Origin of the sequence: Staphylococcus delphini (assembly GCF_900636325.1) — a bacterium.
Classification (GTDB): domain Bacteria; phylum Bacillota; class Bacilli; order Staphylococcales; family Staphylococcaceae; genus Staphylococcus; species Staphylococcus delphini.
In genome coordinates, this window is the sequence record NZ_LR134263.1 from 593,868 (window position 1) to 619,532 (window position 25,665).

At 36.1% G+C, this 25,665-nt stretch carries 23 protein-coding genes and 2 pseudogenes; 17 read left to right on the plus strand and 8 right to left on the minus strand.

Features of this window, described 5'->3' with window-relative positions; all coding sequences use genetic code 11:
- Positions 1 to 329 precede the first annotated feature (329 nt).
- The gene (mqo, locus tag EL101_RS02500; RefSeq protein ID WP_096597125.1) at positions 330 to 1,835 is read left to right on the plus strand and encodes a malate dehydrogenase (quinone); all 1,506 of its coding nucleotides are present in this window, start codon (positions 330 to 332) and stop codon (positions 1,833 to 1,835) included.
- 98 nt (positions 1,836 to 1,933) lie between these two features.
- Here mqo and EL101_RS02505 read toward each other — a convergent pair whose 3' ends face one another.
- Positions 1,934 to 3,325, minus strand: a complete 1,392-nt coding sequence (locus tag EL101_RS02505) for a HAMP domain-containing sensor histidine kinase (RefSeq protein WP_096597127.1) — start codon at positions 3,323 to 3,325, stop codon at positions 1,934 to 1,936.
- The gene (locus tag EL101_RS02510) at positions 3,318 to 3,995 is read right to left on the minus strand and encodes a response regulator transcription factor (protein ID WP_096597129.1); all 678 of its coding nucleotides are present in this window, start codon (positions 3,993 to 3,995) and stop codon (positions 3,318 to 3,320) included. Before EL101_RS02510 ends, EL101_RS02505 begins: the two co-directional genes overlap by 8 nt.
- A 358-nt stretch (positions 3,996 to 4,353) precedes the next feature.
- On the opposite strand from EL101_RS02510, the gene EL101_RS02515 reads away from it, so the two are divergent.
- Together EL101_RS02515 and EL101_RS02520 are read left to right on the plus strand one after the other, a co-directional pair.
- Positions 4,354 to 5,418, plus strand: a complete 1,065-nt coding sequence (locus tag EL101_RS02515; RefSeq protein ID WP_096597131.1) for an ABC transporter permease — start codon at positions 4,354 to 4,356, stop codon at positions 5,416 to 5,418.
- Positions 5,415 to 6,104: an ABC transporter ATP-binding protein gene (locus EL101_RS02520; protein ID WP_096597133.1), complete on the plus strand. Its 690-nt coding sequence runs from the start codon at positions 5,415 to 5,417 to the stop codon at positions 6,102 to 6,104. Before EL101_RS02515 ends, EL101_RS02520 begins: the two co-directional genes overlap by 4 nt.
- Positions 6,105 to 6,224: 120 nt before the next feature.
- Here EL101_RS02520 and EL101_RS02525 read toward each other — a convergent pair.
- Positions 6,225 to 7,760: pseudogene (locus tag EL101_RS02525) on the minus strand (AbgT family transporter).
- 140 nt (positions 7,761 to 7,900) lie between these two features.
- Positions 7,901 to 8,659: a YdcF family protein gene (locus EL101_RS02530; protein ID WP_096597135.1), complete on the minus strand. Its 759-nt coding sequence runs from the start codon at positions 8,657 to 8,659 to the stop codon at positions 7,901 to 7,903.
- A gap of 335 nt (positions 8,660 to 8,994) precedes the next feature.
- Between EL101_RS02530 and EL101_RS02535 the strand changes: the two genes are divergently transcribed.
- From EL101_RS02535 to EL101_RS02575, 9 genes are all read left to right on the plus strand, one after another.
- Positions 8,995 to 9,459 carry a MarR family transcriptional regulator TcaR gene (locus EL101_RS02535; protein WP_096543182.1) on the plus strand — a complete coding sequence of 155 codons (465 nt, stop codon included), beginning with the start codon at positions 8,995 to 8,997 and terminating at the stop codon, positions 9,457 to 9,459.
- A 114-nt stretch (positions 9,460 to 9,573) separates the two neighbouring features.
- Positions 9,574 to 10,968 (plus strand): membrane-associated protein TcaA, encoded by a 1,395-nt coding sequence (locus tag EL101_RS02540; protein ID WP_096597137.1) that lies wholly within the window; start codon positions 9,574 to 9,576, stop codon positions 10,966 to 10,968.
- 661 nt (positions 10,969 to 11,629) lie between these two features.
- Positions 11,630 to 11,983, plus strand: coding sequence for a hypothetical protein (locus EL101_RS02545; RefSeq protein ID WP_240622723.1), 354 nt, complete (start codon positions 11,630 to 11,632; stop codon positions 11,981 to 11,983).
- Positions 11,984 to 12,076: 93 nt separating this feature from the next.
- The gene (tenA, locus tag EL101_RS02550) at positions 12,077 to 12,751 is read left to right on the plus strand and encodes a thiaminase II (protein WP_096597139.1); all 675 of its coding nucleotides are present in this window, start codon (positions 12,077 to 12,079) and stop codon (positions 12,749 to 12,751) included.
- Positions 12,752 to 13,490: 739 nt separating this feature from the next.
- A complete protein-coding gene (locus tag EL101_RS02555) occupies positions 13,491 to 13,814 on the plus strand; it encodes a hypothetical protein (protein WP_096597143.1) in 324 nt (107 codons plus the stop codon).
- 78 nt (positions 13,815 to 13,892) lie between these two features.
- Positions 13,893 to 15,281, plus strand: coding sequence for a hypothetical protein (locus EL101_RS02560; RefSeq protein ID WP_096597145.1), 1,389 nt, complete (start codon positions 13,893 to 13,895; stop codon positions 15,279 to 15,281).
- Positions 15,282 to 15,350: 69 nt separating this feature from the next.
- A complete protein-coding gene (locus EL101_RS02565) occupies positions 15,351 to 15,905 on the plus strand; it encodes a stage II sporulation protein M (protein WP_096597147.1) in 555 nt (184 codons plus the stop codon).
- Positions 15,906 to 15,916: 11 nt separating this feature from the next.
- Complete coding sequence (locus EL101_RS02570; RefSeq protein ID WP_164715563.1) at positions 15,917 to 16,558, plus strand: ABC transporter ATP-binding protein; 642 nt, start codon at positions 15,917 to 15,919, stop codon at positions 16,556 to 16,558.
- A 15-nt stretch (positions 16,559 to 16,573) separates the two neighbouring features.
- The gene (locus EL101_RS02575; RefSeq protein ID WP_096597151.1) at positions 16,574 to 17,170 is read left to right on the plus strand and encodes a hypothetical protein; all 597 of its coding nucleotides are present in this window, start codon (positions 16,574 to 16,576) and stop codon (positions 17,168 to 17,170) included.
- A gap of 186 nt (positions 17,171 to 17,356) precedes the next feature.
- Here the strand turns inward: EL101_RS02575 and EL101_RS02580 are convergent, their stop codons facing one another.
- On the minus strand, positions 17,357 to 17,989 hold the full coding sequence (locus EL101_RS02580) for a hypothetical protein (protein WP_096597153.1): 633 nt from the start codon (positions 17,987 to 17,989) through the stop codon (positions 17,357 to 17,359).
- 160 nt (positions 17,990 to 18,149) lie between these two features.
- Here EL101_RS02580 and EL101_RS02585 point away from each other — a divergent pair, with 160 nt between their 5' ends.
- Both EL101_RS02585 and EL101_RS02590 read left to right on the plus strand, forming a co-directional pair.
- Positions 18,150 to 18,485 (plus strand): thioredoxin family protein, encoded by a 336-nt coding sequence (locus EL101_RS02585; RefSeq protein ID WP_014613101.1) that lies wholly within the window; start codon positions 18,150 to 18,152, stop codon positions 18,483 to 18,485.
- Between the two features lie 122 nt (positions 18,486 to 18,607).
- Positions 18,608 to 19,510 carry an alpha/beta hydrolase fold domain-containing protein gene (locus tag EL101_RS02590; protein ID WP_096597155.1) on the plus strand — a complete coding sequence of 301 codons (903 nt, stop codon included), beginning with the start codon at positions 18,608 to 18,610 and terminating at the stop codon, positions 19,508 to 19,510.
- Positions 19,511 to 20,235: 725 nt separating this feature from the next.
- Here the strand turns inward: EL101_RS02590 and EL101_RS13445 are convergent.
- A pseudogene (locus EL101_RS13445) lies at positions 20,236 to 20,319 on the minus strand (hypothetical protein); the annotation flags it as partial.
- On the opposite strand from EL101_RS13445, the gene EL101_RS02595 reads away from it, so the two are divergent.
- On the plus strand, positions 20,282 to 21,268 hold the full coding sequence (locus EL101_RS02595) for a PTS sugar transporter subunit IIC (protein WP_224398531.1): 987 nt from the start codon (positions 20,282 to 20,284) through the stop codon (positions 21,266 to 21,268). The pseudogene EL101_RS13445 and the gene EL101_RS02595 overlap by 38 nt on opposite strands.
- 58 nt (positions 21,269 to 21,326) lie before the next feature.
- Here the strand turns inward: EL101_RS02595 and EL101_RS02600 are convergent, their stop codons facing one another.
- The gene (locus EL101_RS02600) at positions 21,327 to 21,803 is read right to left on the minus strand and encodes a thioesterase family protein (protein ID WP_096597159.1); all 477 of its coding nucleotides are present in this window, start codon (positions 21,801 to 21,803) and stop codon (positions 21,327 to 21,329) included.
- Positions 21,804 to 21,982: 179 nt separating this feature from the next.
- Here EL101_RS02600 and fni point away from each other — a divergent pair, with 179 nt between their 5' ends.
- Positions 21,983 to 23,014, plus strand: coding sequence for a type 2 isopentenyl-diphosphate Delta-isomerase (gene fni, locus EL101_RS02605; RefSeq protein ID WP_096597161.1), 1,032 nt, complete (start codon positions 21,983 to 21,985; stop codon positions 23,012 to 23,014).
- 172 nt (positions 23,015 to 23,186) lie between these two features.
- Positions 23,187 to 24,392, plus strand: coding sequence for a GTP-binding protein (locus EL101_RS02610; RefSeq protein WP_096597163.1), 1,206 nt, complete (start codon positions 23,187 to 23,189; stop codon positions 24,390 to 24,392).
- Positions 24,393 to 24,428: 36 nt separating this feature from the next.
- On the opposite strand, the gene gltS is transcribed toward EL101_RS02610, so the two are convergent.
- Positions 24,429 to 25,640: a sodium/glutamate symporter gene (gene gltS, locus EL101_RS02615; protein ID WP_096597165.1), complete on the minus strand. Its 1,212-nt coding sequence runs from the start codon at positions 25,638 to 25,640 to the stop codon at positions 24,429 to 24,431.
- Positions 25,641 to 25,665: the final 25 nt, after the last annotated feature.

The window sequence follows — 25,665 nt, forward strand, 5'->3', positions numbered from 1 at the left end:
GCTGTTAGAAATGAAAATAGGCACAAAAATTTCTTCAAATGCATTTAATGAAAATTTCACAAATTAGACGGAATCGCTTTTTTCTTACATGATTAAGGTATATAATTAAATTATTGGCCTATTGTGTTATCGGATAGCATTTTCATGTCATACGAATGATTTTTTGTATCGCTATGAAATGTGAGGATAAGGCAAAGGGTAACAGTTCATATGAGGTATGATCAGCTAAAATAGTCGAAATATTTTTATACTTCATGAATGTAACAGATGGATTTGACAACATAGGATGCTGTGAACGATTTAAAACGAAAAAGGGGGTCTGTATTGTTATGAAAAACTTACATAACAAGACAGATGTTGTACTTATTGGTGGCGGAATCATGAGTGCAACATTAGGAACATTATTAAAAGAATTAGAGCCTGAATGGGATATTAATGTTTTTGAACGTTTAGATAAATGTGCACAAGAGAGTTCTAACGTGTGGAATAATGCGGGCACAGGACATTCTGCACTATGTGAGTTGAACTATACAAGTGAAAAAGAAGATGGCTCAGTCGACATTACAAAAGCCATTAAAATTAATGAACAGTTTCAAGTTTCGAAACAATTTTGGTCATACCTCGTGAAAAATGGTCAGCTTAACCAACCAGAGGGCTTCATTCGCACGGTACCACATATGAGTTTCGTTACAGGGGAGAAAAACGTGAACTTCTTAAAAGCGCGTGTGAAAGCATTGCGTGAAAATGTATTATTCCAAGGTATGGATATTACAGATAATGAAGAAACGTTGAAAAAATGGGTGCCTTTAATGATGGAAGGTCGACAACAAAACGGTGAACCGATTGCTGCGACACGTGATGAGTCAGGAACAGATGTAAATTTTGGGGCATTGACACATAAATTGTTAAGCAATCTAGAAGCGAAAGGCGGTTCATTATATTACGAACACGAAGTACTCGACTTAAAACAACATCGTGATGGCATGTGGACGGTTAAAATTAAAGACTTAAAAGAAAATCGTGTCTTTACCGTCGTTTCTAAATTTGTATTTATTGGTGCAGGCGGTGCAAGTTTACCGTTGCTTCAAAAAACAGGGTTACCCGAGTCAAAACGTATCGGTGGTTTCCCAGTGAGTGGTATGTTTTTAGTATGTAAAAAACCAGAAATTACGCAACAACATAAGGCGAAAGTATATGGTAAAGCAGAAGTGGGCGCGCCACCGATGTCTGTACCTCATTTGGATACGCGTTATATTGACGGAGAACGTGCTTTATTATTTGGACCGTTTGCAGGTTTTTCACCAAAGTTCTTAAAAAGAGGATCATATTTTGATTTAATTAAGTCTGTGAAACCGAATAACGTTGCAACGATGTTAGCAGCAGGTGCAAAAGAAATGGGTCTGACGAAATATTTAATTCAACAAGTGTTGTTATCTAATGAAGAAAGAATGAATGATTTAAGAAAATTTGTGCCAACAGCGAAAGATGAAGATTGGCAAGTGGTTGTGGCTGGCCAACGTGTTCAAGTGATTAAAGACACAGAAGATAAAGGCAAAGGGACATTACAATTTGGGACGGAAGTCATTACGTCTCAAGATGGTACATTAGCGGCATTGTTAGGTGCTTCACCAGGGGCATCTACAGCGGTTGCAGTCATGTTAGATATTTTACAACGCGCGTTCAAAGATAAGTTTGAGCAATGGGAACCACAAGTGAAAGAGATGGTACCGTCGTTTGGTGTCCGCTTGACGGATGACATTGCGTTGTTTAAGCAATTGAATCATGAGATTTCGGAAAACTTGAAGTTGGATGAATCGGGTGCGTTGTTAAGTTAATTTGTAGATAAAAAGCAGTGAGGCGATATGGCTTCACTGCTTTTTTGCGGTAATTGCTGAACCATTGTGTGCTTTCTTAATACCTTTTGGCTCACCCACTATGATTGAGCAGGTTGAGATGCTTCGACGCGTGGGAGGGTAATGGTAAACGTCGTTCCATGATTCATTTCGCTCTCTACTTCGATACGACCGCCATGACGTTCAATAATGGATTTGGAAATCGCGAGTCCGAGTCCATTGCTGTCTGTATGGCTAGAAGATTTATAAAAGCGTTCAAAAATTCGTTGTTTCACACTATCATTCATGCCAGGGCCGTCGTCTTGTACTTTTAAAATCATTTGATCGTCTTCAGCAGTGAGGTCAATTTCAATAGTACCGAAAGTCTCTGTATATTTAATGGCATTACGTATCACATTTTCGAAAGCTTGAGCGATTAAACGCGCATTGCCTCGAATGGTGACGGCTTCTAAATCATAGAGAAGGACTTGATTTTTCTGATCGATGGCATAATTTTCATGTTTTAAAATGTCTAAAATGCAATCGTTAGCTAAAAACGTATCATCAAATTGTAAATGTGTATCATTGTCTAGTTCTGATAATAACAACAGTTGACGAACGAGTTGGCTCAAGCGGTGTGTTTCATCATAAATGCGTTCAATATAGCGTGATTGCTGGGATGTTGTATGTTCTTGTTGCAATTGCGTCAATAAATGATGAATATGTGTTAAAGGTGTTTTAATTTCGTGTGAGACGTTTTGAACAAAGTGTTGTCTCATATCGTCGAGTTGTTTTAATTCCAGTCGCATCGTGTCGAAATGTTGTTGCAGGACACCTAGTTCGTCGCGTCGTGTGACGGCAATAGGTGTTGCAAAATCACCAGCCATTAACCGTTCAGTGGCATGTTTTAACTGTTTGACTGGCTTCACTAATGCGTATGTGGACCATGTGACGAGTGCAATGGAGAAAAGCACAAGTAATACCAATAGCACGAGTAAAAAGATACGAAATTCACCAAAAGCATGGCCAATGTCAGGTCTTATAAAAACTGCGACGTTGCCATTGGAAGTTGCGAAATGCGTGCCGACTGTATTACGTGTTTCATTATCAAAAAAGCCTGTAATAACTGGATTGAAAGGTCTCTCCCCGATACCATGATAATCTTTTCCTGACTTTACCCGTTGAATATCGGCAGGCGTTAAATTTTGTTTCCGAAACGGTTCACCATAATATGTCGCATGACCTTGTTCATCATAGGCAACGACTTGATAATTCAAATCGCCTAATAACGCTAAATAACGGTCTAAGTTTTGACTGTGTTGCGCATCTTTATACGCTTCGGCACGTTTTAAAGTCGCCATAATTTTTGCGTCATTTTTCTCTTTTAATTGAAAATGGTAGTAAATATTAGCAATCTCAAAGCTGAGTAACGAACTGATGAGCATCACAGTGAAGGTATACAGTGCGAAACGAGAGTACAATGATTTAAGCATCTTGCGTCACCTTATAACCGATGCCGCGTACTGTTTCAATATGGACATTCGCCCCCAGTTTTTTTAAGCGCGCTCTTAAACGTTTAATATGGACGTCCACTGTGCGTTCATCTCCTTCATAATCGATCCCCCAAATTTTTTCTATTAATTGTTCACGCGGAAAGACTTGCTTCGGATAAGCGACGAGCAAACTTAACAATTCGAATTCTTTATGCGGTAAAATCATACCTTTCGTCTCCACCTTTACTTCGAGCTGTGTTTGATCGATCGTCAAGTTACCGAGTGTCAACAGGGTTTCAGTCGCAATTTGATAGCGTCTGAGCACAGCTTGAATGCGGAAGATAAGCTCAGCGACTTCGAATGGTTTCGTAACATAATCATCCGTTCCAGCTAAAAAAGCGCGCTCTTTATCGCTCAAAGCATCCCGAGCAGTCAGCATAATGACGGGGTATTCATAGTCATATTTTAATGTTTCGCACAGTTCAAAACCGTCCATCCCATCCATCATCACGTCCACGATAGCGATATCAATCGTATGTTTTTCAAGATATGCAAGAGCCGCTTCACCACTTGCGACAGTGACAGCTTGATAGCCTTTTCGCTGCAAGTGTGTTGCGACATAATTCAAAATTTCCGGATCATCATCAACAATTAAACATGTGACTGACACGTTGACCGTCCTCCTTGATGTACAATTTCAGCTTTTACGGTGCATACGCAAATGACGTTGTGGAGCTGTTGAAGCTATCATAAATGTTTTTATTCAAAGTTGCAATTGGAAATGAAAAGTATAAGTCATGTCGCAAAATGTGATGGGGCATAAAAATTTTGATATCCTATTCGTCCTCTAATAATGAATAAATAAATCGTACATCCATGAGCGAAGCGGCTGAGAAGTTGTAAGTGCCATTTTCACTTTTTCAGCTATGAATGACTTTAAAGCAGTCGAAAAATGTAGCTTGTTCATATTCAGTTCATAAATAGGCGATAAAGTATACCCAAGATGAAATTGAAAGGGAGATACGAGTATGAAACTTGCATTGAACGAACTTAAATTTTACAAGTTCAAATATTTATTAATTACATTTATCGTCATTCTTCTTGTAAGTATGGTGCTTTTTATTACGGGATTAGCACAAGGTTTAGCAAGAGAAAACATTGCGCTGATCGACCAATTCAAGTCTGAACGCTTTGTCATTCAAAAAGATGTCGATCAACAACTTGAAAAATCAAATATCGATTCGAACACACAACAAGACATTGAAAAAAATGTTAAATCAGCGCCATTAAAATTAGCAATGGCTACGATGAAACATCAAGATAACAAGACGGATATGCTTTTTGCGACGATGCCAAAAGAAGAACGACCGGCATTAAAAACAGGGCACTTACCAGAAAAAGCAAATGAAGTCGTTTTGAATCAGAAATTAGCGGGGGAAGGTGTCCAAATCGGGGACCAAGTCAATATCGAGGGTAAAGACGTCACTTTAAAGGTTGTCGGTTTCTTTGATGATGCGATGTATGCACATACAAATATTGCTATGACTACAGATGAAGGGCTGAAAGATATTGCTGGTCAACATGTCGCAACGTCACTTTACTTTTTAAATGATGTCACAGCAAAACAACTTAAAAATATTGAGGGCATTTCTGGAATCGAAATCGTTAACAAGCAAGATTTAACGGATGCGATTCCGAGCTACCAAGCTGAGCAAGCACCACTGAATATGATGATTGTGAGTTTATTTGTTATTACAGCGATAGTATTGACAGCATTTTTCTATGTGATGACCATTCAAAAAACGTCAGAGATTGGGATTTTAAAAGCAATCGGAGTGAAAACGTCACATTTATTATGGAGTTTATTATTCCAAATTTTATTCGTGACGATGTTAGGGGTCATCATCGCATTATTACTCATTACAGGATTAAAAGCGGCGTTACCTGTCACAATGCCATTCTTTATCAATAGTGGCATGATGTTACTCGTCGTCGTTGTCTTCATTATTGTAGCTATCGTCGGCGCATTACTTTCATTAGTGCGCGTCTTTAAAATTGATCCTATTGAAGCGATTGGAGGGGGACAAGTATGAGTTTAGTCGTCAAAGATTTAGTGAAAACATTCGGTAAAGGTGATGCTGCCACAAAAGTGTTAAAAGGCATTAACTTTGAAGTGCAACCAGGCGAATTCGTTATTTTAAATGGGATGTCAGGTTCTGGTAAATCTACATTGTTGACGATTATCGGTGGACTGCTATCTCCTACAGAAGGCAAAGTCCTGTTAGACGGTGAAGATTTGGGCGGTTTGTCTCAAAAAGCATTAACTGACAAACGTTTGAAAGACATTGGTTTTATTTTCCAAGCTTCTCATTTAGTTCCTTATTTAAAAGTACATGAACAATTAGAACTCGTGGGTAAAGAAGCGGGCATGGACCGTCAATCGGCACAACAGCGTGCAAAAATGTTATTAAATGAAATCGGATTGAGCCATAGAGAAAATGTTTATCCACATATGTTATCCGGCGGTGAAAAACAGCGTGTTGCCATTATGCGTGCATGGATGAATCAGCCGAAACTGCTACTTGCCGATGAACCTACTGCGAGCCTAGATGCTCAACGTGCGACAGAAGTGGTCGAAATGATTAAACAACAAGTACGTCAAGAAGGGGCAATCGGTATTATGGTCACACATGATCAACGCTTGTTTGATTATGCAGACCGTATCATTTACCTTAATGATGGTGAATTGATGGAAACAGCGACTGCCATGACAGTTTGATAATAAGCGCTTGAGCACATTTGAGTAGAAGGAACTGAGATATCAATTTTACTCTGGTGTTATCTTTTCATAAATTGTAAGGACTTGGACGTTATGGTATCCAAGTCCTTTTTGTCACATTTATATGTGTATTGGTCCACCTGGTCCAACAGGAATGCCGAATAAATACCAAATAATGAGAAAAAGCGTCCAAAAGATGCCGAGAAAAATAGAGTACGGCATTAAACTTGCGATAAGTGAACCTAATTTTATTTTCGGATCATATTTTTGTGCGTACGTTAATAATAAAGGTAAGTAGGGCATCATCGGCGTAATCGGATTCGTAATAGAGTCACCTACACGGTAAATCATTTGTGTAAAGGCAGGGTGAAAACCTAACAATAAGAGCATTGGAACAAAGATAGGTCCTAACAGTGCCCATTTTGCGGATGCACTACCGATCAGCATGTTAATGAGACTGCTTAATAGTAAAAGCCCGACGATGAGCACGATGCCGTTTTGGTTTTGAAGCAATTCAGCCCCTTTGACCGCAATGATGATTCCCAAATGACTCCAAGTTAAGAAAGCGAGGAGCTGAGCGGCAAAGAAGACAATCACAATAAAACCACCCATAGCTTCCATCGACTCAGTTAACATACGTCCGATATCTTTTGACGACTGAATCGTTTTTGCTAATATGCCATAAACTAATCCAGGTACGAGGAAAGTAAGAATAATGAGTAATCCCATACCTTTCATTAACGGTGCATTTTCAATTAGACTGTGCGTTTCTGAATTACGCAACCAACTCGTTTCAGGGATGGCGGCGAGTACAATGATGCATAATGTGACAACAACACTGACGTTTGCCCAAAACAGTGCCCGCTTTTCTTGAGGTGTAACTTCAGCTATACCCTCTTTATTTGAGGCTGTAATTTGCGTATGAGCATATGTACCTAAATGTGGAAAAACAATTTTTTGAGTGACATACCATAAGACGAACACTAATACAAATACACTTGCAGCAATAAAGTACCAATTCATAGCGACGTTGAGCTCGATGTCTTTATTGATTAAATGGGCAGAGGGTTCAGTGAAAGCATAAATTAACGCATCCTGCACACCAATAAAGAGATTCGCAGCAAATCCACCTCATGTTGCGGCGTACGCGAGTGCAAGTCCAGCAACAGGATGATAACCGAGCTTCATAAAAATCATTGCGACAAGAGGCGGCATCACGATCGGTGCGGCGTCTCCTGTAATACTGCCCATAATACCGATAAACGTTATCATCGGTATTATGATGCGTTCGGGTGTGATGGAAACAACGTAAATCATCAATTTATCAAAGTAGCCACTTTTTTCAGCAATACCGATACCGATCATGATAGAAAGAACGACACCGAGTGCAGGAAATTGTGAAAAGTTTTTAATCGCATCATTCAAAAACATCACAAAGCCGTCATGACTTAAAATACTGCGCACTGCAATCGTTTTGCCAGTACCTGGATGTTTTACAGCGATATCAAATTTTGACACTATCGCAGTCGCAATGGCAAGCACAATACATAACGAAAAGAAGAGCATGATCGGGTCAGGTAAACGATTGCCTAACTTTTCGACTTGATTTAAAAATAATGAAATTACGGGTTGCTTTTCGCTTTTATTCTTCATCACATCACATCCTATCTGAATACTCGAGACCGTATTTGAGAAGTTCTGTCTCAGCAGTCCATCCATCTTTAAGCACATATTAATGAATGTTTAAAACCGAGTATACCCAATATATCTGAGTAATGCACTAAGTTATCTGAAATTTAAGAAAATAGATTTACAATACAAATACCGACTTGCACGATACTAAAGAGCGCCCAGACCCGTGGATATTGAAAAAGTAGGCCGCTGTAATCACGTATCAGTTCACGACTGACCCAATGATGTGGTGTTGGGGCACCATAACCGAATGCATGTACGTGTTGGCGTTCAGCGAGTCGTAATGCACGCAAAATGTGAAATGAACTCGTCACTATGATGGTATGTGGTTGTTGATGTAACGCTAAGTAACGTTTTGAATAGTAAATGTTTTGGCGCGTATTGGTCGACTGGTCTTCCATAGTAATTTGCTTCGGTGCTATCCCATGTTGTATTAAATACCGTTGCATCGCGAGTGCTTCAGATATCGGTTCATCTGGGCCTTGTCCACCACTCACGATGATATGAAACTGTTCTAATTGGCGACTCAATGCGATGGCGCGATCTAACCGTGCTTTTAACATCGGTGTCACAGCTTCTGTATAGATGCCTGCACCGAGAACGAGAAGGTTGGCACGTGTCACCGGTGGCATGCGATGTAAAAATGTAAAGGTCATGAACAAATAAGTTTGCCAAGCTGTGACAAAGACGATGGCTAATTGAACTAACAATTGAAAAGGAATCGTCAAAACGGGTGGTATTAAAGGAATAACTAATAAACTTCCGATAATCAGCGCGACAATCGCTAAGTGGTAAGTAATGACACGCCCGATGATGTGCCAATATGTTTGAATGTGCCGATATAGCGATAACGTAAGTATCATCAACCCTATGACTAAAGTGATGATCAACCATATAAGGCGATCGGCATGCGTGATGTAGCTGAACGTGATGAAGAGCATGTGAATGTAGAGAACCGCTGTAAAGGAACGGATGCGCAAAAAAAGATGTGGCTTTATCTTTATCAATGTTAAGATTATAATGTAGCTTGTTAAGAGCAAAATTTGAAGTAAATTCATTTTTTAAGTCCTTTATTTTATCATTTACGGTAATGATACTAAATTCTTTACAAAAAATGTCAAAAAATGAGGTTCCCTTATAAAATAATTGTTGGTACGATGGTAAAGATAGTTGTTTGTAATGAAGGCGGTGAAGAAAAATGACCCATTCAAATTTAATGAATCAACATGTGACGTTTATGGGTGAGTTTATGACGAATATGAATGCACTCACAACGGGATTGCTAAAAGATTTAAGATCTCGATACGGCATTTCGAATGAACAATCGAGTGTGTTATTAATGCTTTCTAATGACAAGTCACTTACATTAACCGAGATTACATTACGTCAAGGTGTGAATAAAGCGGCAGTCAGTAGAAGAATTAAAAAATTAGTAGATTTAGGGTTAGTCAAATGGGTAAATATGGCATATGAATCTGACAAACGATTGAAATATGTTGCTCTGACTGAAGCGGGTAGTGGTTATGTTCGTGCTTCAAGAAATTTAATTGCAGATTTAGCAAACGAAATGTTGTCGGACATCCCATTAGAAAAAATTGAACAAACACGAGACATGCTTGAATTGATTGACGAACGGATACAAGGTCAATTGAATCAACTGTAATGCATCATGTGAAAATGTGCGCTACTACTCGCGTCTGATGCAGTTTTTATCGTTAACCTTTATGATAGAAAAATATGACGAATGCGCTCAAAGTATAGAATAGGAGGTGTACGTATGGGTCAATGCGCGGTATGTCACCATGAAAAGTTACTACATCAAAGCGTCTGTCCAAATTGTCAAAGTCAAATATTGTATTCTAAAACACCTAGTCCACAGTCACCTAAACAACGAGAGGCAGCACAGTCATCATCTTCCAATAACAATAAAAGACCACCTTCATTAAAAAAAGTCATCCCTATTGCTATTGTAAGTTTTATTATTATTTTACTCATTATTTTATTTTTGCTGCTCAGAAACTTTAATTCTCCTGAAGCGCAAGCGAAAATCTTGATCAATGCAGTGAATAACGAAGATGCTGCAAAAGTATCCAACCTGTTAAGTTCAAAAGAAAACAAAGTAGGTCGACAAGAAGCGTCAACTTACATTAAATTTATAAAAAAAGAAGTGGGCATGAAACTGTTCGAAAAAGAAGTATACGACACAGTGGACGGGCTGAACCATGAAACCGCTGTAGCCTCTTATATTAAAACACGTGAAGGTCAAGATGTGTTGAGAATTAGTAAAAATGGCCGTCGATATTTAATTTTTGATAATTTAAGTTTCTTAGCACCGACGAAACAGGCGATCGTGAAGCCGAAAGACAAGGCGACATTTGAGTTTGATTCTGATGGCACACAAAAGAAAGTGGTCGCTGAAGCAGGACAATCCGTATCGCTAGGTCAATTCATACCGGGAAGTTATGCGATTGATACAGTCAAAACAACGGATCGCGGTACATATGAAGGCCAATTGAAGTTTGATTTTGTGAACAGTAAAAATGAAACCATTTCAGTGACCGAAGACTTTAAAGAAGCTCAAGTAAAAGTGTCACTTAAAAATGCGAGTGATTTAAAAGACATTAAAGTGGTCATCAATGACGAAAAAATAGCTCAAAATAAAGACGATACTTATGGGCCTTTTCCAGTCAATCAGGACATTAAAGTCTATGCTGAAGGTGAAGCTTACGATCATACATTTAAAACAAATACCGAATTAATTAAAAAAGATGATGTCCAATCTGAAAACGAAATCACTGTGTCATTTGATAAAGATGAGATTGAAAAACATCGCCAATCTAAAGAAAAAGATACGTTGAATAAGATTAAGGACTTTTTCAAAAAGTATACGTCGTCATTAAATGAAGCATATGAAAGCCATGATTTTGATTTAATTTCCAAATATTTAAAGGAAAATACAACAAATTATGAGGCGATGCGTTCGAACGTGAAAAGTCAAAATCAGTATGAATTTAAAAATCCTGAGGTGACAGATGTTTCGCGCAACGACGATTATTACGCAGTGACAGTCGAAAAAGAAGACGCACAAGGACGTACGATTCAATCCCATTATTTATTAGATGGCGATCAAAATGGCAACCACTTAAAAATTGTGAACTATCAAAATTATTAAAGGTGAAAAGTGAATAACATACCTATGAAGTTCTAGTCCGTTGTAGGATTGGAGCTTCATTTTTTGAGTGTCGGCAAATTTCCCATTGATGATTCAAAAATGTGTTGAGGTAGTTGGGGGGCATGAAAGGTGATACAAGAAGCGTTAACATTTTGCATAATCCATTCTAATTAATGAGCACAAAGAATTTAAATCACCAATGCGTTAAAGCAACTTACAAATTAATTGGAACAATAATGTTTTTTGTTTCATAAAAGTTATTTGAATAAATTTTGGTTTCTATTGAGTTGTGTCGAAAGTTGAAGTACAATTGTTAATAATTTAATAAAAAACGGTGTAAAATAATATTGTGAGAAAAATTTTGTGTTGTTGGAGGGCAGACGTCTCCAATGATATGAATTGATGAATATTTCGAATTTACACCTCATTGATAAGCATCACCATAGAAGAAAAGAAAGGTGCGCATGAGTTTATGAATGAAAGAGATATACGTGTACAGAAAACGAATTTGAAATTATCAGAAGTATTTTTAGCCTTGTTAGAAGATTATTGGCTCACCAAAATTACCATTAACCAAATATGCTAAAGAGCGAACGTCCATAGAACGACTTTTTATAAACATTTTAAAGACAAATACGAATTACTTTATTATGTGAGTCGAATGGCATTGAAACCTTATTTCGCCTTGGCTTTAGACGTCCGTTTACGAGAACCATTCAGTAGCATCGATAGGACGATTAATCAACAAATATTAAAAATTTTACATACACAAAAAGGCGATCCGAAGTTTTATCAAGTGGTGACCACAAGTTTCTACGATTATTTTCAAAAGGAACTCCAGCGCTATGAAGCAGAATTGCCTACCAAATTCCCTTTCCCAATAGAAGTTTTTAGTTATGTTTATGCTTCCACAGTCCGTTCGATTAATCAGTGGTGTAGCGACTATGATCTACAATTAGATGCGTACTATCGCGATGAAATTTATCGCAATTTAATGAATTTTCATCAAAAATAGAATCTGTGTGTATGATGTAGATGATTGCATAGTGTCCGAACACACCTTTATGATGATAAGGAAGGAAACTATAATTTGAAAGGTGTGTAGATGATGAAATTTACTGAGCGATTATGGCAACGTGTTCAACCGATATGGGAGAGCTATCTGGAACATCCGTTTGTCAAAGGGATGGGTGACGGGACGTTAGAGAAAGAAAAGTTTAAACATTGGATGAAGCAGGACTATATTTATTTGATAGATTATGCGCGATTATTTGCGATAGGTGCAACAAAAGCGACAGATTTAGAAATGATGTCCACTTTTGGCAATTTAGTTTCTGGGACATTGAATACAGAAATGCAACTCCATCGTCAATATGCCGCGCAATTTGGCATTAGTGAACAAGAATTAGAAGCAACCCCACCCGCGAGTACGACATTGGCTTATACGAGTTATATGCTGAATTTAGCCCAACGTGGTGGTGTAGAAAATGTGATTGCCGCAGTGCTCACTTGTACATGGAGTTATCACTATATCGGAGAGGCGTTAAATCAAATTAAAGGCGCTGCAGAACACCCTTTTTATGGTGAATGGATAAAAATGTACAGTTCATCTGAATTTACGGCGTTTAAAGATGATGTCATTGCGATGATGGATCGTGTGGCTGAAGGGATGTCGGAAGAAGCATTGGACGCATTAGAAGAGATTGTCGTCCATACGAGCTATTATGAATATATGTTTTGGGATATGGCAGAATATTTGGAAACGTGGCCAATCCAAAGATAAATGAAGAGGTAAGAGGATTGATGTAATTTTGTGGCATCAGTCCTTTTTTAGTTGTAATATGATTTCATAAAATTGAGCACGCATCACCACGTGAAAATAAATAAGGACTAGGATGTTAAAGTTAAAGTTTAGTGTATACTAATGTAAATTTAATATTTACAAAATATAAGTTGTTAATTATAATGTAATTATACAAACAAAGTTGTCGAAGAGGGGTTGGGAGTTTGAATGCAAAAATTAACTTTCTATCTATAGTTATAATTCTGTTTATTACTTTATGTTCTGTTCTGTATATTAGTTCTAAACTACCTCCAAATGAAATACAAAATATACAAAACTTACTACTTACAGATGGAATTAGGGCATATTCATTTTTTGGTTTGTTACTCGTTTTATTACTGATTTCAGTAACTTTTATATACATAGTTTCAATTGTTTTTTTACATTGGGTTACATTTAATATTTTTCGTCTGAGCAAAGTCAATAATATAAAAATAATTCCATATATATATTTAATAAATATAGGAGTTATATTGTTGGAAAATTATTTTTTTAATATTAAATCAAACCACTTGGTATCAGCATTTTTCAATCCAGTAATAATTTTATGGCTAATATTTACTATATTTATAATGTTTAAAAATTCAAATAAAATATATACTAAACATATAGTATACATTATGTTTTTATACGTATGGATGGTTTTATTTAATATATTTATATTAGGAGGTAGTTTCCGATGAATAACTCAGCATATCTTAAGGAGAATTTTTCTCAAGTTGTCAAAATTGTTTTATTAGGTGTGTTCACATTGTCAGTTGGCTTAATTTTAGCACAAGGACTGACTTTTGATTTTTCAAAGTTAGTGCCAGGTCTATCCTTTGCTGCAGCTTTACATGGTATAAGAAAAGCTAGAGAAGTTTACAAAACTACTAAACGATTAAGAACAGCACTAAAAATTGTTACTGGTTGGAGTGGAGTGAGTTTAGTTATTTCAGTACTTGGAGACGCAGCTGTAGGATATTTATTAGATCACCATATTTATACATTGGCTAGTTGGTAATTTTTGAGATATTATCGATACACAGAGCTATACTATTATTGTTAATGGTATGGCTCTTTTATCAATAGGGGAATTTAAATGAAATTGATTTTAAAATTGACGATATTAAACATAAAATATATATTCAATATGTTTTTTCACATGGGGCAATCTTTTTTGGGTTTTGATTTACATAGTAATATTAAAAATAAAAAATTCATTAATAGGAGCAATACTATTACCTTAGTGATACTCATTTATTTATTTTGGTTAGTTATTATTATTATGACCCAAGTGTTTATTCATACTATTCATTTGCAACAATCGAAAATCAATATTTTCATCTTAGTTTATGTTTTAATCAGTATATCTTTTGGTATAGGTAGCTACACAAATAAAGAATTTAATTATTTCTTTTTAAATGGTAACTTTACTTTTGATAGGAAGAAAAAATTATTATTTTTAAACAACCATTGCTTTTTAATATCAACATTAACATTAATATACTTGTTAAGTACACCAATATACATAGTACAACCTATTTTAAATGGCAAAGATGGATTGTATTTTATTATTAATTATACAGCAATAATAACTACATCACTAATGTTAGTTGTATTTATAAACACATTTATAGATTTTAAATTTAATAATTATAATAATTTAATAGTATATTATTTTAAGCAAATTATGCTACTTATTATGATATTTTTTATGAAGTTAAAATTAGATGTTATAAAAGATTCAATATTGTACTTAAAAGAGTGGATATTAGGAGATAGTATATCAAATAATATAGCGAGTATATTTGAAAACTATGATTTTTACCATATCGAACTGGGAACTATGCAATATTTATATTTAATAATATTAATCTCAATAATTTATTTTTCAACTGATATTTGTATAAAATCATTTTTAAAAGATAATTATGATTGCAAAATTAGAAGCTTTAATTTAATAAATAGCTCAAATAAGCATATCCTAATAATGAAATATTTGTTGAGAAATAACTCTCTAATAAATAGTAATTTGTTTGTGCTAGCAAGCATAATTTTGCTAACTTTATCATTTTTTCCGTATTTGGAAGAAAATATTTATATCATAACAATTGTAACATCAATAGGGATTGTAAATGGAGTTTTTAATATTAAAAATAGAAGTTTTTTTAATTATATGTTTTTTTTGAAAATTGCTGTGAAACAAACAACGCATTTTATTTTTTTGTTTGTTTTTTGTCAGTTCTCTATAGTAAGTATATTTATATATTTTAGTTTAAATGTATCTACATTTTATTTTATGATTCATTTTTTTCTGTTGGGAACCTTTGTACTGTATCTATCTAGTCTGATGGGAGTATTTATATATCGGAAATTATTTAATTTATATTCTGAGAACGTACCAAATAAAATCATAAGATACGGTATTGTTTTTTGTGGATTTATAATTTTAACTACAACAAGTGCTTTTTATAAAATGCTATTCTAAATGTTGTTCACCTATTGTCACTGTTATCTTTAGCAAATATATAGGATAGAAATCAGGGGGGGTTAATTATTGGTTAAACATTTAATTCACCGTAAATTTTTAATAATAAATTCCATATTTTTTATTATTGTATATTTTATGTTGTTAGTAAGTAGTTATTATATTCGTGATAGTTCAATAGCGACAGATAATATGAATTTATCACCTAAAAAGCTAGTGTGGATAGAACTATTTTTACACAATTTAGGGCTAGCATTATTGATAGTAGGAGTTGGAATTATTTCTTTTGGCTTTCTTTCGGCTTTAATAGTAATTTTAAATTTTTATCTATTATATATTAGTTTTGATTATATTTTTAAAATAAGTGATGACTTTTTCTATGGATTTTTAATTATATCTACACATGGCATTTTAGAAATATTAGCTATGAGTTTAGCATTTTACTTATCCACTTTTTCTTTAAGAAAGTTAATAAACAATATTTATTCTTTCAAAAAAGTAAGAGTTGAATCTTTAACAAGTTTTGTAAAATTAATATTGTTAATGGTTGCTTTATTTCTTATATCAAGTTTAATTGAGACATTTATAACTCCATCAATTTTGAATCATCTATTAAGTATGTAGGGGGGATTTCATTGAAAATAGAAAATCTAAATAAAAAGTATAAAAAAAGCATTTTGGAAAATGTTACTTTTGAGTTGGAAGAGAAAAAAATATACACACTTTTAGGAAGAAATGGTGTTGGAAAAACTACATTGTTAAAAATACTTGCGGGATTGGTAAGTCCTAATAATGGCAAAATAGAAAAAAATAATAAGTCTGTATTATATATTCCGGAGCATACTTATTTTTTAGATTTTTTAAGTGGCTATGACAATCTGTGTTTAATATGTGATGTATATAATATATCAAAAAACGAACTAAATAAAATGATTGAAAGATATGGGATAAAGTCTTTTGTCTATGAGTTGGTTGTAAACTATTCACAGGGAATGAAGCATCAATTATCATTAATATCAGCATTTTTAATAAATCCGGACGTATTATTATTGGATGAGCCTTTAACGTCTTTAGATCCAATAAATATTGAGAATTTTAAAATGTACATAAAAGAATTCTCCTCGAAAAATAAAACAGTAGTAATTTCGACTCATATTATACCCATAGCATATCAATTATCAGATGAAATCTTGATATTGAAAAGTAGAATGATTACTAATATAAAGAATACAATAACTGAGGAAGAATTAAGTAATGTGATTTTCAATAAAATTTAAAGGGGGGTGTATTTAATGAAGACTAATCACTTAATTTTTGGAGATTATTTTGAAACTGTTGCTAATAAAAAAAGATGGGGCTTAAAATTATTAATGGTATTAACTATTGTGTTATTATCAAGCATATTAACAGTAAGTATGATGGATTTTACCGAATTAAATAAAAGTACAGATTTGAATGCTAGTGAAGAGAATTCCGTTGTCTTGTTCGCTAAAATTTTTATTATATTTATTAGTTTGTTTACCGTATTGTTTTCGATTGTTTTTCATTATTTCTTTTTTTTAATACTTGCACGCCTAACTCATAATAAATTAAAGCCATTGAGTATTATATCTTTGACAATCTCAATGCAGTTAGTTATTGTACTTTTAAGTCTTATAGGTATTGTTTTTCAATTTGTTTTTGATATTTCTATTGAAGATTACAATTTATTAAGTCTAAATATTTTTGATAAAGGAAATTCGTTTTTAGGTAATATAAATTTTACTCTTTTTATGCAAAGCTATTTAGTTTTTGTTATCCTTTTCAAAAATATAGAAATGAGTGCAAAAACATGTATATTTATTTCGTCAGTATATTTATTAACTAATATAATAATTAGCAGTTTATAAATGAAATAAACTTACAAGTACCACTTTAGTTTAAGAGATGATCTTTTTGACACAACTTAGATCTAAAATTTGCTTACATTCTTTATTTGTTTGTAGGCTTCATGTTTAACAATTGAAACGCAATTAAAAAAAAGTCGCTATGGAGGATGTGGTTTTCTCTATAGTGACTTCTTTAATTTGGGTCATTTAAAGTTGTTTGCGGATTTTTGAACGTCTGTTTCTGAAAAATAGACTAATAAAATAAAGAACTGTGGCAATAGCGGTAAAAATAATCGCATTGTGAAGTGCATTCGATGGTGAAAAAACAGTAGCAGGATCTACGTTGCCGATGTATGGTGCAAGTTTTTTTGTGATTTCTTCAGCAGCACGATTAATATAAAATAAGAAAGCAACAGGAATGAGAACAATCCAAATAGAGATGAACCAATTGATGACTTTCAAAATGGTGCGGTTAAAGACGAGTGTCAAAATCGCAATAATGATATTAACCAGTACTAAAATGAAGAAAAAATTGAGTCCCAAAATCACATAATTGAGGGTTTGTTCAATATTTGATGTATCGATGAATGATTGCGCTGTCAGTTGATCGGCAATCACTTTAAGTTTATCAAATGTGACATTTTCATCAAGAAAGCTCATTTTAAATAAAGTTTCGCTATACATACTATATGCAGCAATCGCAACGAGTACCATAGCGATCAGTGTTAAAATAAAGCTCACCCATGAACGTCGCTTTTTACCAAAATATGGACTACGGTGGATAGGTTGGTTTTCAAACTGTTGTTGAAACTGGGGGTGTTGTCGTGTGGTCTCTTTCATATGTAACGCCTCCTATATCATTGAACAAGCTGTGTTAAAATCTTTCGCTAATACAATTATGCATTATAGTACACCTAGAATCATATTCATAGTGCTTTTTTATAAAATATGATAGAACTGATGTAAGTTCATAATGGGAAATGAAAAAGGAGGTTGAAAGATGGAAGTATTAAAAACATTGGATGCATATGAAGCGTTTGTGGCCAATCATCAAATCGCAGTCGTTCACGTTTCGAGAGACAATTGTTCAGTCTGTCATGCCGTTTTACCACGGATTCAAGAATTAGTTGCACGCTATGAAGGTGTTGCGTTAGGCAATGTCAGTGCAGATGACGTCCCTGAAATTGCAGGTGCGCTGTCAATTTTTACTGTGCCTGTCGACATTATATTCCTTGAAGGTAAAGAAATGCATCGTGAAGGTCGATTTATTGATTTAGAACGTATCGAATCACAACTGAATACCATTTATGAAGGCGTCAAAGGCTCAAATTTATGATAATATGAAGATGATTTGTTGAAAACAGTTATTGCGCTATGAGGGATAACCTATAAAATAAATATATAAGTAAAGTTTTCAAGTGATACACTATGATTGTTGAGGAAAAGTGAGGGATACAATTGAAACGAAATGTCATGAGTAATTTAATGGGGAGATACTTGTCGCAACAACGTCATCTCAAATTTAAAACCCAAGCAGAAGTGGATGCGTTTATAGAAAAGAGACGTGTGTTAAATCAATCCAAGCATAAACAGCCGGATCAAATTAATGTGAAATCGAATTTAGTCAAAGATATGTTTGATGATATGCAGGTGTTTCGCTTTAATTTTGGTCACCATATTAAAAATAAAATCTTATATATTTATGGAGGCACTTTCGTCTTTCAACCCTCTGTTTTTCATTGGCGATTTATGGATAAGTTGGCGTATGAAACGTTACACGAAATTGTGCTGCCGATTTATCCTAAGGCGCCTGAATTTACATATCGTGAAACCCACGAGGCGATCGAGCAAGCTTATCGTCGCTTATTAAAAGAAACAGAACCTGAAAATATCGTCATTATGGGGGATGCTTCAGGCGGAAATATGGCGCTTAGTTTTGCCCAAAAATTAATGGAACAAGAAGAATTGCCACTGCCTGGAAAACTTTATCTCATTTCGCCATGGTTAGATATTTCGCTATCCAATCCGGAAATCACTGAACAAGTGCAGAAAAAAGATCCGATTCAAAATATTTTCAGTTTACAGTCGATTGCTAAAGTGTGGGCCGATGATTTGGAGCGTAAAAACCCACGTATTTCACCGATGTATGGACCTGTGAGAGGATTGCCACCTGTGTACATGTTTGGAGGCACGTGCGAAGTGTTTTATCCTGATATGCGAAAGTTAGCGGATTATTTTGAAGCGGAACAACAGCCGATTCATTTTTATGAGTATCGCGATATGGTGACAGCCTTTCCGTTGTATCCCATTGTAGAGTCGAGGAAAGTGTTGAAGCAGATTCGAAAAACGATTGATTCGTGATGGGTTTCAAATTACTGAACATGTCCTCGCGTTCCCAGGGGATCAGCCCCTGGGAAAGCGCAGCCATGAAGGCAATCAAAAACCACAAATCACAGGGAGGGCAAGTTTAACTAAAATATAGCATCAAAAATTTTCTATGTTCCAATCCCAGACAGCTACTGCGTTAAACGATAGGCACTTTTAAAGTTAAATGCTGTTATGTTGCCTTTAATGCATTCCCTCAGGAGTCTTGCACGGTTTTTGGCAATCTAAAGGCATGTTATGACTGATTTATTAAACCAATATGCATCATGAGTTTTTGATTCAGTTTTGTTTATCATGACGCTGATGTGAAAAGGAAAATAAATACGTATGAACAAAGGGTACTCTCAAATGATTGATTGGGTGTGCCTTTTTGATTTGTTTTAAAATATGCTAAAGGATGATGGCATTATTTTTATAACATTTTATTGTTTTATATCCATTGCTGCCCTTAAAGTGATTCGTATAGTTCGCTTGATTGAGTGTGAAAAATGGAGACTATTGTTTACAAAAAATGAAATGACGGTCAGTCAATCGAACATGACGATTCATTTTAAAAAAGTTCAAAATCAAACCGGCGTGCAAAAAACATAAAACTTTAGTAAAATGAAATACATAAAAAAACAAACTATAAAAATTACACAGTTATTCAGAAATTGAAATGATAAACAAGGGGCCTTTTTCGAATAACAAGAGGGGGGCATCATGGACTTACTTATCGGTACAGCATTTTTAGTTTTAGTACTCGTCATTTTCACATTATTTACATATAAAGCACCTAATGGTATGCGCGCAATGGGAGCACTTGCGAATGCAGCGATTGCGACATTTTTAGTTGAAGCCTTTAATAAATACGTCGGTGGCCGCGTGTTCCACAATGACTTTTTAGAACAAGTGGGTGCTGCAGCGGGTGACTTAGGTGGTGTTGCCGCAGCGGGTCTGACGGCTTTAGCCATTGGTGTTTCGCCCGTTTACGCCTTAGTGATTGCGGCAGCTTGTGGGGGAATGGATTTATTACCAGGATTTTTTGCGGGTTATCTCATCGGTTATTTAATGAAATATACTGAGAAATACGTGCCAGACGGTGTGGATCTTATTGTTGCTGTGTTAATCGTTGCACCATTATCAAGAGCGATTGCGGTTGCTTTAACACCTGTTGTCAACAATACACTCGTTAGAATTGGTGACATTATTCAAAGTTCGACAGATACAAGCCCGGTCATTATGGGGATTATTTTAGGTGGTATCATTACCGTTGTTGGTACAGCGCCACTGAGTTCGATGGCATTGACAGCACTGCTCGGTTTAACAGGGGTGCCAATGGCTATTGGTGCGATGGCTGCGTTTAGTTCTGCGTTTATGAACGGCACACTTTTCCACCGTTTAAAATTAGGTGACCGTAAAGCGACGATTTCAGTGAGTATTGAACCGTTATCACAAGCCGATATCGTTTCGGCCAATCCGATTCCAATTTATATTACGAACTTTTTTGGAGGTGCGACGGCAGGTCTTGTCATTGCGCTTTCCGGTTTGATTAACGATGCGACTGGGACAGCGACTCCGATTGCCGGGTTTATCGTAATGTTTGGTTTTAATTCTTGGGTGACTGTTGTCGTGTATGGTGTCATCATGGGAATTATTGGACTCATTTGGGGCTATATCGGCTCTATTGTCTTTAAGAAATATCCAATTGTCACTAAAGCAGAGATGATTAAACGTGGCGCAACAGACGCATAATTGAATCACATGACAAAACACTACAAGCTGTGACGAGGACTTGTAGTGTTTTTTGAATTTATGCGCGAGGAATGCCGATTCGATGTCCCAATTGTTTTGGCCACTGAATCGTTCCTTGTGCGTTAGTATAGTGTTGTATCGCGTGAAAAATATCGTCAGGAAATACTGCTGGACGTTCTGTATTTCGGTCCATGCCCATCATCATCGTTTCTGCAGTGGCCATGACAGTTTCTGTTTCTTGGTGAATCAGCTCTAAAAAGAAATGTGTGCGTTTGACATCAAAATCATAAATTTGGACTTTAATGTGAAAGGGTGTATCGCGCTTTAGTTCTTTAAGGTACGTAATATGCGTTTCTAAAGTGAAAACAGTGTAGTTTCGACGGTCGCGTTCTGCTGTCGTTAAACCTATGGCATCATGAAAATGATCGATGGCTAAACTGAAAAGTCTTGCATAAACAGCATCATTCATATGACCATTGCGATCAATCCAATCATTTTCAACGCGATAGGTATCAAAAAAAGGGTAAGTTAACATAAGGACACCTCTTTGTTTTATTTGTTCATCAGTATACCGCAAAAAGTTGAAGAGGTGAAACAGTGTGACATTTCCATATTTGACGTTTACAATATGTTGATTTCAAGAAAATACTTTATGTCGGCACTGAATATGATATAGTCAAATTAATCAACCAATGATGAGGGGTTTTAAAGGTAATGACGAATAAAAGAGAACAAAGAAAAAATGAACATGTACGATTAGCACTCGCGCAAAGTGATACGCTACAATCCGATTTTGATCGCATTCAATTTGTTCATCATGCAATACCTGAAATGGATGTAGAAGAGGTGACGCTGTTGCCTAACTTTAAAGCGCTCCAAATGTCACACGTCCTCTATATTAATGCGATGACAGGTGGTTCTGAATGGACGGCAAAAACGAATGAACAATTGGCTCAAGTCGCTAAAGCTACACAAATTCCAATGGCTGTAGGGAGTATGCATGCCGCGTTAAAAAATCCAGCTGTACGACATTCTTATGCAGTGGCTCGTGAACAATATCCAGAGGGTCAAATTTGGGCGAATGTCAGTGCGGACGTGGCGTTAGAAGAAGCACAAGCAGCGATTGAGATGATTCAAGCCAATGCGCTACAAATTCATGTTAACGCACCACAAGAGCTAGTCATGCCAGAAGGGAATCGACAATTCAAACATTGGTTATCGCGAATCAGTGAAATTGTTAAAGGCGTCAAGGTGCCTGTCATTGTGAAAGAAGTGGGCTTTGGGATGAGCTATGACACGATACAACAACTTATCGATGTAGGCGTCTCTTTTGTTGACATTAGTGGTCACGGTGGCACGAACTTTATCTCAATAGAAAATGAACGTCGTCAATTTAAAGATATGGATTATTTGAAAGACTGGGGGCAATCGACAGTCGTTTCATTATTAGAAGCCCGAAATTTAAGCAGTCGCGTTCATGTACTCGCAAGTGGAGGGGTACGTCACCCACTTGATGCGATTAAAGCATTACGTTTAGGTGCAGAAGCGGTGGGCATGTCACGGCCGATTTTAAAGATGCTTCATGAAGTGGGCGTGGAAGCGACGATTGAATATGTAGAAGATTTTAAAACACAAATGGCTTACATTATGACTTTATTGAATGCCAAAAATATTACAGAATTACGTCAAGCCGCGATTGTGTTTGATCCGTATTTAAAAAACTGGATACAACAGCGTCAATTGTAATCGAACTTAGGAACGCATGAGGGTGTCATCACGCCGTCATCTGTTCCTTTTTAATGCAGTTAACAGGCCAGTCCAAAAATCATTTTAAATTTTCATTGCGTTGATGGAAGGATTTATTATATACTGTAAAACGTAATCATTACGATTTGTGATGAATTGAGGAGGGCTATATATGGGGAAAATCCCAGTAACGGTATTAAGTGGGTATTTAGGATCAGGTAAGACGACTTTGCTGAATCATATTTTAAACAATCGCGAGGGAAGAAGAATTGCTGTCATTGTGAACGATATGAGTGAGGTAAATATTGATAAAGATCTTGTCGCTGAAGGAGGGGGCCTTTCGCGTACAGATGAAAAACTCGTTGAACTTTCGAACGGTTGTATTTGTTGTACATTGCGCGATGATTTATTAAAAGAGGTTGAACGTATCGTTAAGCGTGGCGGCATTGATCAAATCGTTATTGAATCGACAGGGATTTCTGAACCGGTTCCTGTAGCGCAAACATTTTCTTACGTGGACGAAGCGCTAGGGATTGATTTAACGGAAATTTGTCGTCTCGACACGATGGTAACCGTTGTCGATGCAAACCGATTTATTAAAGACTATCAATCTGGAGACATGTTGTTAGATCGAGATCAAGCGGTGGGTGAAGATGACGAACGTACGATTGCAGATTTACTCATTGATCAAATTGAATTTTGTGATGTGCTCATCTTGAACAAAATCGACTTAGTGAGTGAAGAAGAGGCGAATCGTTTAGAAGCGATGTTGCGTAAATTACAACCGACTGCGAAGTTTATCCGCACGGTCAATGCAGAAGTGAACATTGATGAAGTATTAGAAACAGGGCGCTTTAATTTTGAAGCGGCGAGTCAATCAGCGGGGTGGTTACAAGAACTTGAAGCAGGTGGACATGCGACACATACTCCTGAAACTGAAGAATATGGTATTTCGTCATTTGTTTATCGCAGACGTTTGCCATTTCACGCAGAACGCTTTAACGCTTTTCTTGAAAATATGTCTGAATCCATTGTCCGTGCGAAAGGAATTGCTTGGTTAGCACAATACAATGATGTTGCGTGTCTTGTTTCTCAAGCAGGAACGGCTGTCGATATTCATCCTGTGACATTTTGGGTAGCCAGCATGCCAAAAGCTGAACGTGCGGCCATTTTGCAAGAAAGACCGGATGTGCGTGCGGATTGGGACCCTGAATATGGTGACCGCCATACGCAACTCGTCATTATTGGAATTGATTTAGATGAAGCAGCGATTACTGCCGAATTAGATGAATGCTTATTGAACAGTCAAGAAATTGATGCCGACTGGTCACAGTTGTCTGATCCGTACGGTTGGGAAATCCGCCGTCAAGAAGCATAATAAAAAAAGAGGTGCGCGTGAAGCGCACCTCTTTTTTTATGGTTTAAAGATGTTAATGAATGTCGTAATAATTGGGAATCCAAGTAAATCGACTAAGAATGCGCCCACAATTGGAACGACCAAATAGGCACGTGGTGAATTACCAAACTTTTTCGTAATGGCATCTAAATTGGCCATCGCATTCGGTGTCGCACCAAGTCCGTGTCCGATGAAACCACCGATCATCACGGCTGCATCATAGTTTTTACCGAGCAAGCGGAAGACGATGAAAATAGAGAATAGTGCGACGAAAATAATTTGACAAATCACGATCACAATCAGTGGTAATGCTAGGTTGTATACTTCCGTTAACTTAATACTCATCAATGCAAGTGATAAGAAAATACTTAATGAAATATCGCCAATTTGATTTGTAAGTTTTAAGTCGATTAAGTAAAGATTTGCAAATTCTGAAATGTTTCGAATAATTACCGCAATAAACATTGAAGCAACATATAATGGAATATTGAATCCTGACCAATCACTGAACAATTGACCTAAATATGAGCCGAGTCCCATACAGAATAATATGACTGTCGCTTGAATAAAAAACACTTCATTCACAGTAAAGTGTTTATGGAGACGTCGGTTAATCTCTACATTTGAATAATCTTTTTGAAATGATTCTGGATTACTTGGTGTTAAGTCATGCTTTTTAATTAAGTAACGTACGACTGGTCCACCTAATAGGCCACCTGCTACAAGACCTAGTGTCGCTGCTGCAAGTGCGGCTGTCACAGCTGAATCAATACCGAAATCTTGGATCGTTTGACCGTATGCCGCTGCATTCCCGTGTCCACCTTCCATTGACATGGCACCTGCTGTTAAACCTAATAACGGATCAATGTTTAACACTTTTGCCATGGATACACCAATGACGTTTTGGAATGTCGCTAACACACCACAGAGCACCCAGTAGACGATTAACACTTTACCACCGAGTTTTAATAATTTAAATGATGCCCCTAAACCAATTGTTGTGAAAAAGGCTAACATAAAAAAGTCTTGGAAAAATTTGCCATCGATTTTGATGTGTAATACCCCAGTAGAAGTTAATATTGCAGAGATAATCGCAAATATAAGTCCACCTATGACGGGAGATGGAATACTGAGACGATTAAATATTTCTACTTTATTTACAATAGCTTGCCCCACAATTAATAATAGACAGGCAAGAAACAATGTTGTAATACTGTTGAGCTCTAACATTGTTACACTCCCCCCTTTGAGTTAG

Coding starts and splice junctions, on each gene's coding strand:
- tenA (WP_096597139.1), top strand. CDS start 12,077: ATGAAATTTACTGAGCGATTATGGCAACGTGTTCAACCGATATGGGAG.
- gltS (WP_096597165.1), bottom strand. CDS start 25,640: ATGTTAGAGCTCAACAGTATTACAACATTGTTTCTTGCCTGTCTATTA.
- mqo (WP_096597125.1), top strand. CDS start 330: ATGAAAAACTTACATAACAAGACAGATGTTGTACTTATTGGTGGCGGA.
- EL101_RS02505 (WP_096597127.1), bottom strand. CDS start 3,325: ATGCTTAAATCATTGTACTCTCGTTTCGCACTGTATACCTTCACTGTG.
- EL101_RS02575 (WP_096597151.1), top strand. CDS start 16,574: ATGAAGACTAATCACTTAATTTTTGGAGATTATTTTGAAACTGTTGCT.
- EL101_RS02580 (WP_096597153.1), bottom strand. CDS start 17,989: ATGAAAGAGACCACACGACAACACCCCCAGTTTCAACAACAGTTTGAA.
- EL101_RS02545 (WP_240622723.1), top strand. CDS start 11,630: ATGGCATTGAAACCTTATTTCGCCTTGGCTTTAGACGTCCGTTTACGA.
- EL101_RS02520 (WP_096597133.1), top strand. CDS start 5,415: ATGAGTTTAGTCGTCAAAGATTTAGTGAAAACATTCGGTAAAGGTGAT.
- EL101_RS02540 (WP_096597137.1), top strand. CDS start 9,574: ATGGGTCAATGCGCGGTATGTCACCATGAAAAGTTACTACATCAAAGC.
- EL101_RS02530 (WP_096597135.1), bottom strand. CDS start 8,659: ATGATACTTACGTTATCGCTATATCGGCACATTCAAACATATTGGCAC.
- EL101_RS02555 (WP_096597143.1), top strand. CDS start 13,491: ATGAATAACTCAGCATATCTTAAGGAGAATTTTTCTCAAGTTGTCAAA.
- EL101_RS02515 (WP_096597131.1), top strand. CDS start 4,354: ATGAAACTTGCATTGAACGAACTTAAATTTTACAAGTTCAAATATTTA.
- EL101_RS02535 (WP_096543182.1), top strand. CDS start 8,995: ATGACCCATTCAAATTTAATGAATCAACATGTGACGTTTATGGGTGAG.
- EL101_RS02610 (WP_096597163.1), top strand. CDS start 23,187: ATGGGGAAAATCCCAGTAACGGTATTAAGTGGGTATTTAGGATCAGGT.
- fni (WP_096597161.1), top strand. CDS start 21,983: ATGACGAATAAAAGAGAACAAAGAAAAAATGAACATGTACGATTAGCA.
- EL101_RS02600 (WP_096597159.1), bottom strand. CDS start 21,803: ATGTTAACTTACCCTTTTTTTGATACCTATCGCGTTGAAAATGATTGG.
- EL101_RS02560 (WP_096597145.1), top strand. CDS start 13,893: ATGAAATTGATTTTAAAATTGACGATATTAAACATAAAATATATATTC.
- EL101_RS02585 (WP_014613101.1), top strand. CDS start 18,150: ATGGAAGTATTAAAAACATTGGATGCATATGAAGCGTTTGTGGCCAAT.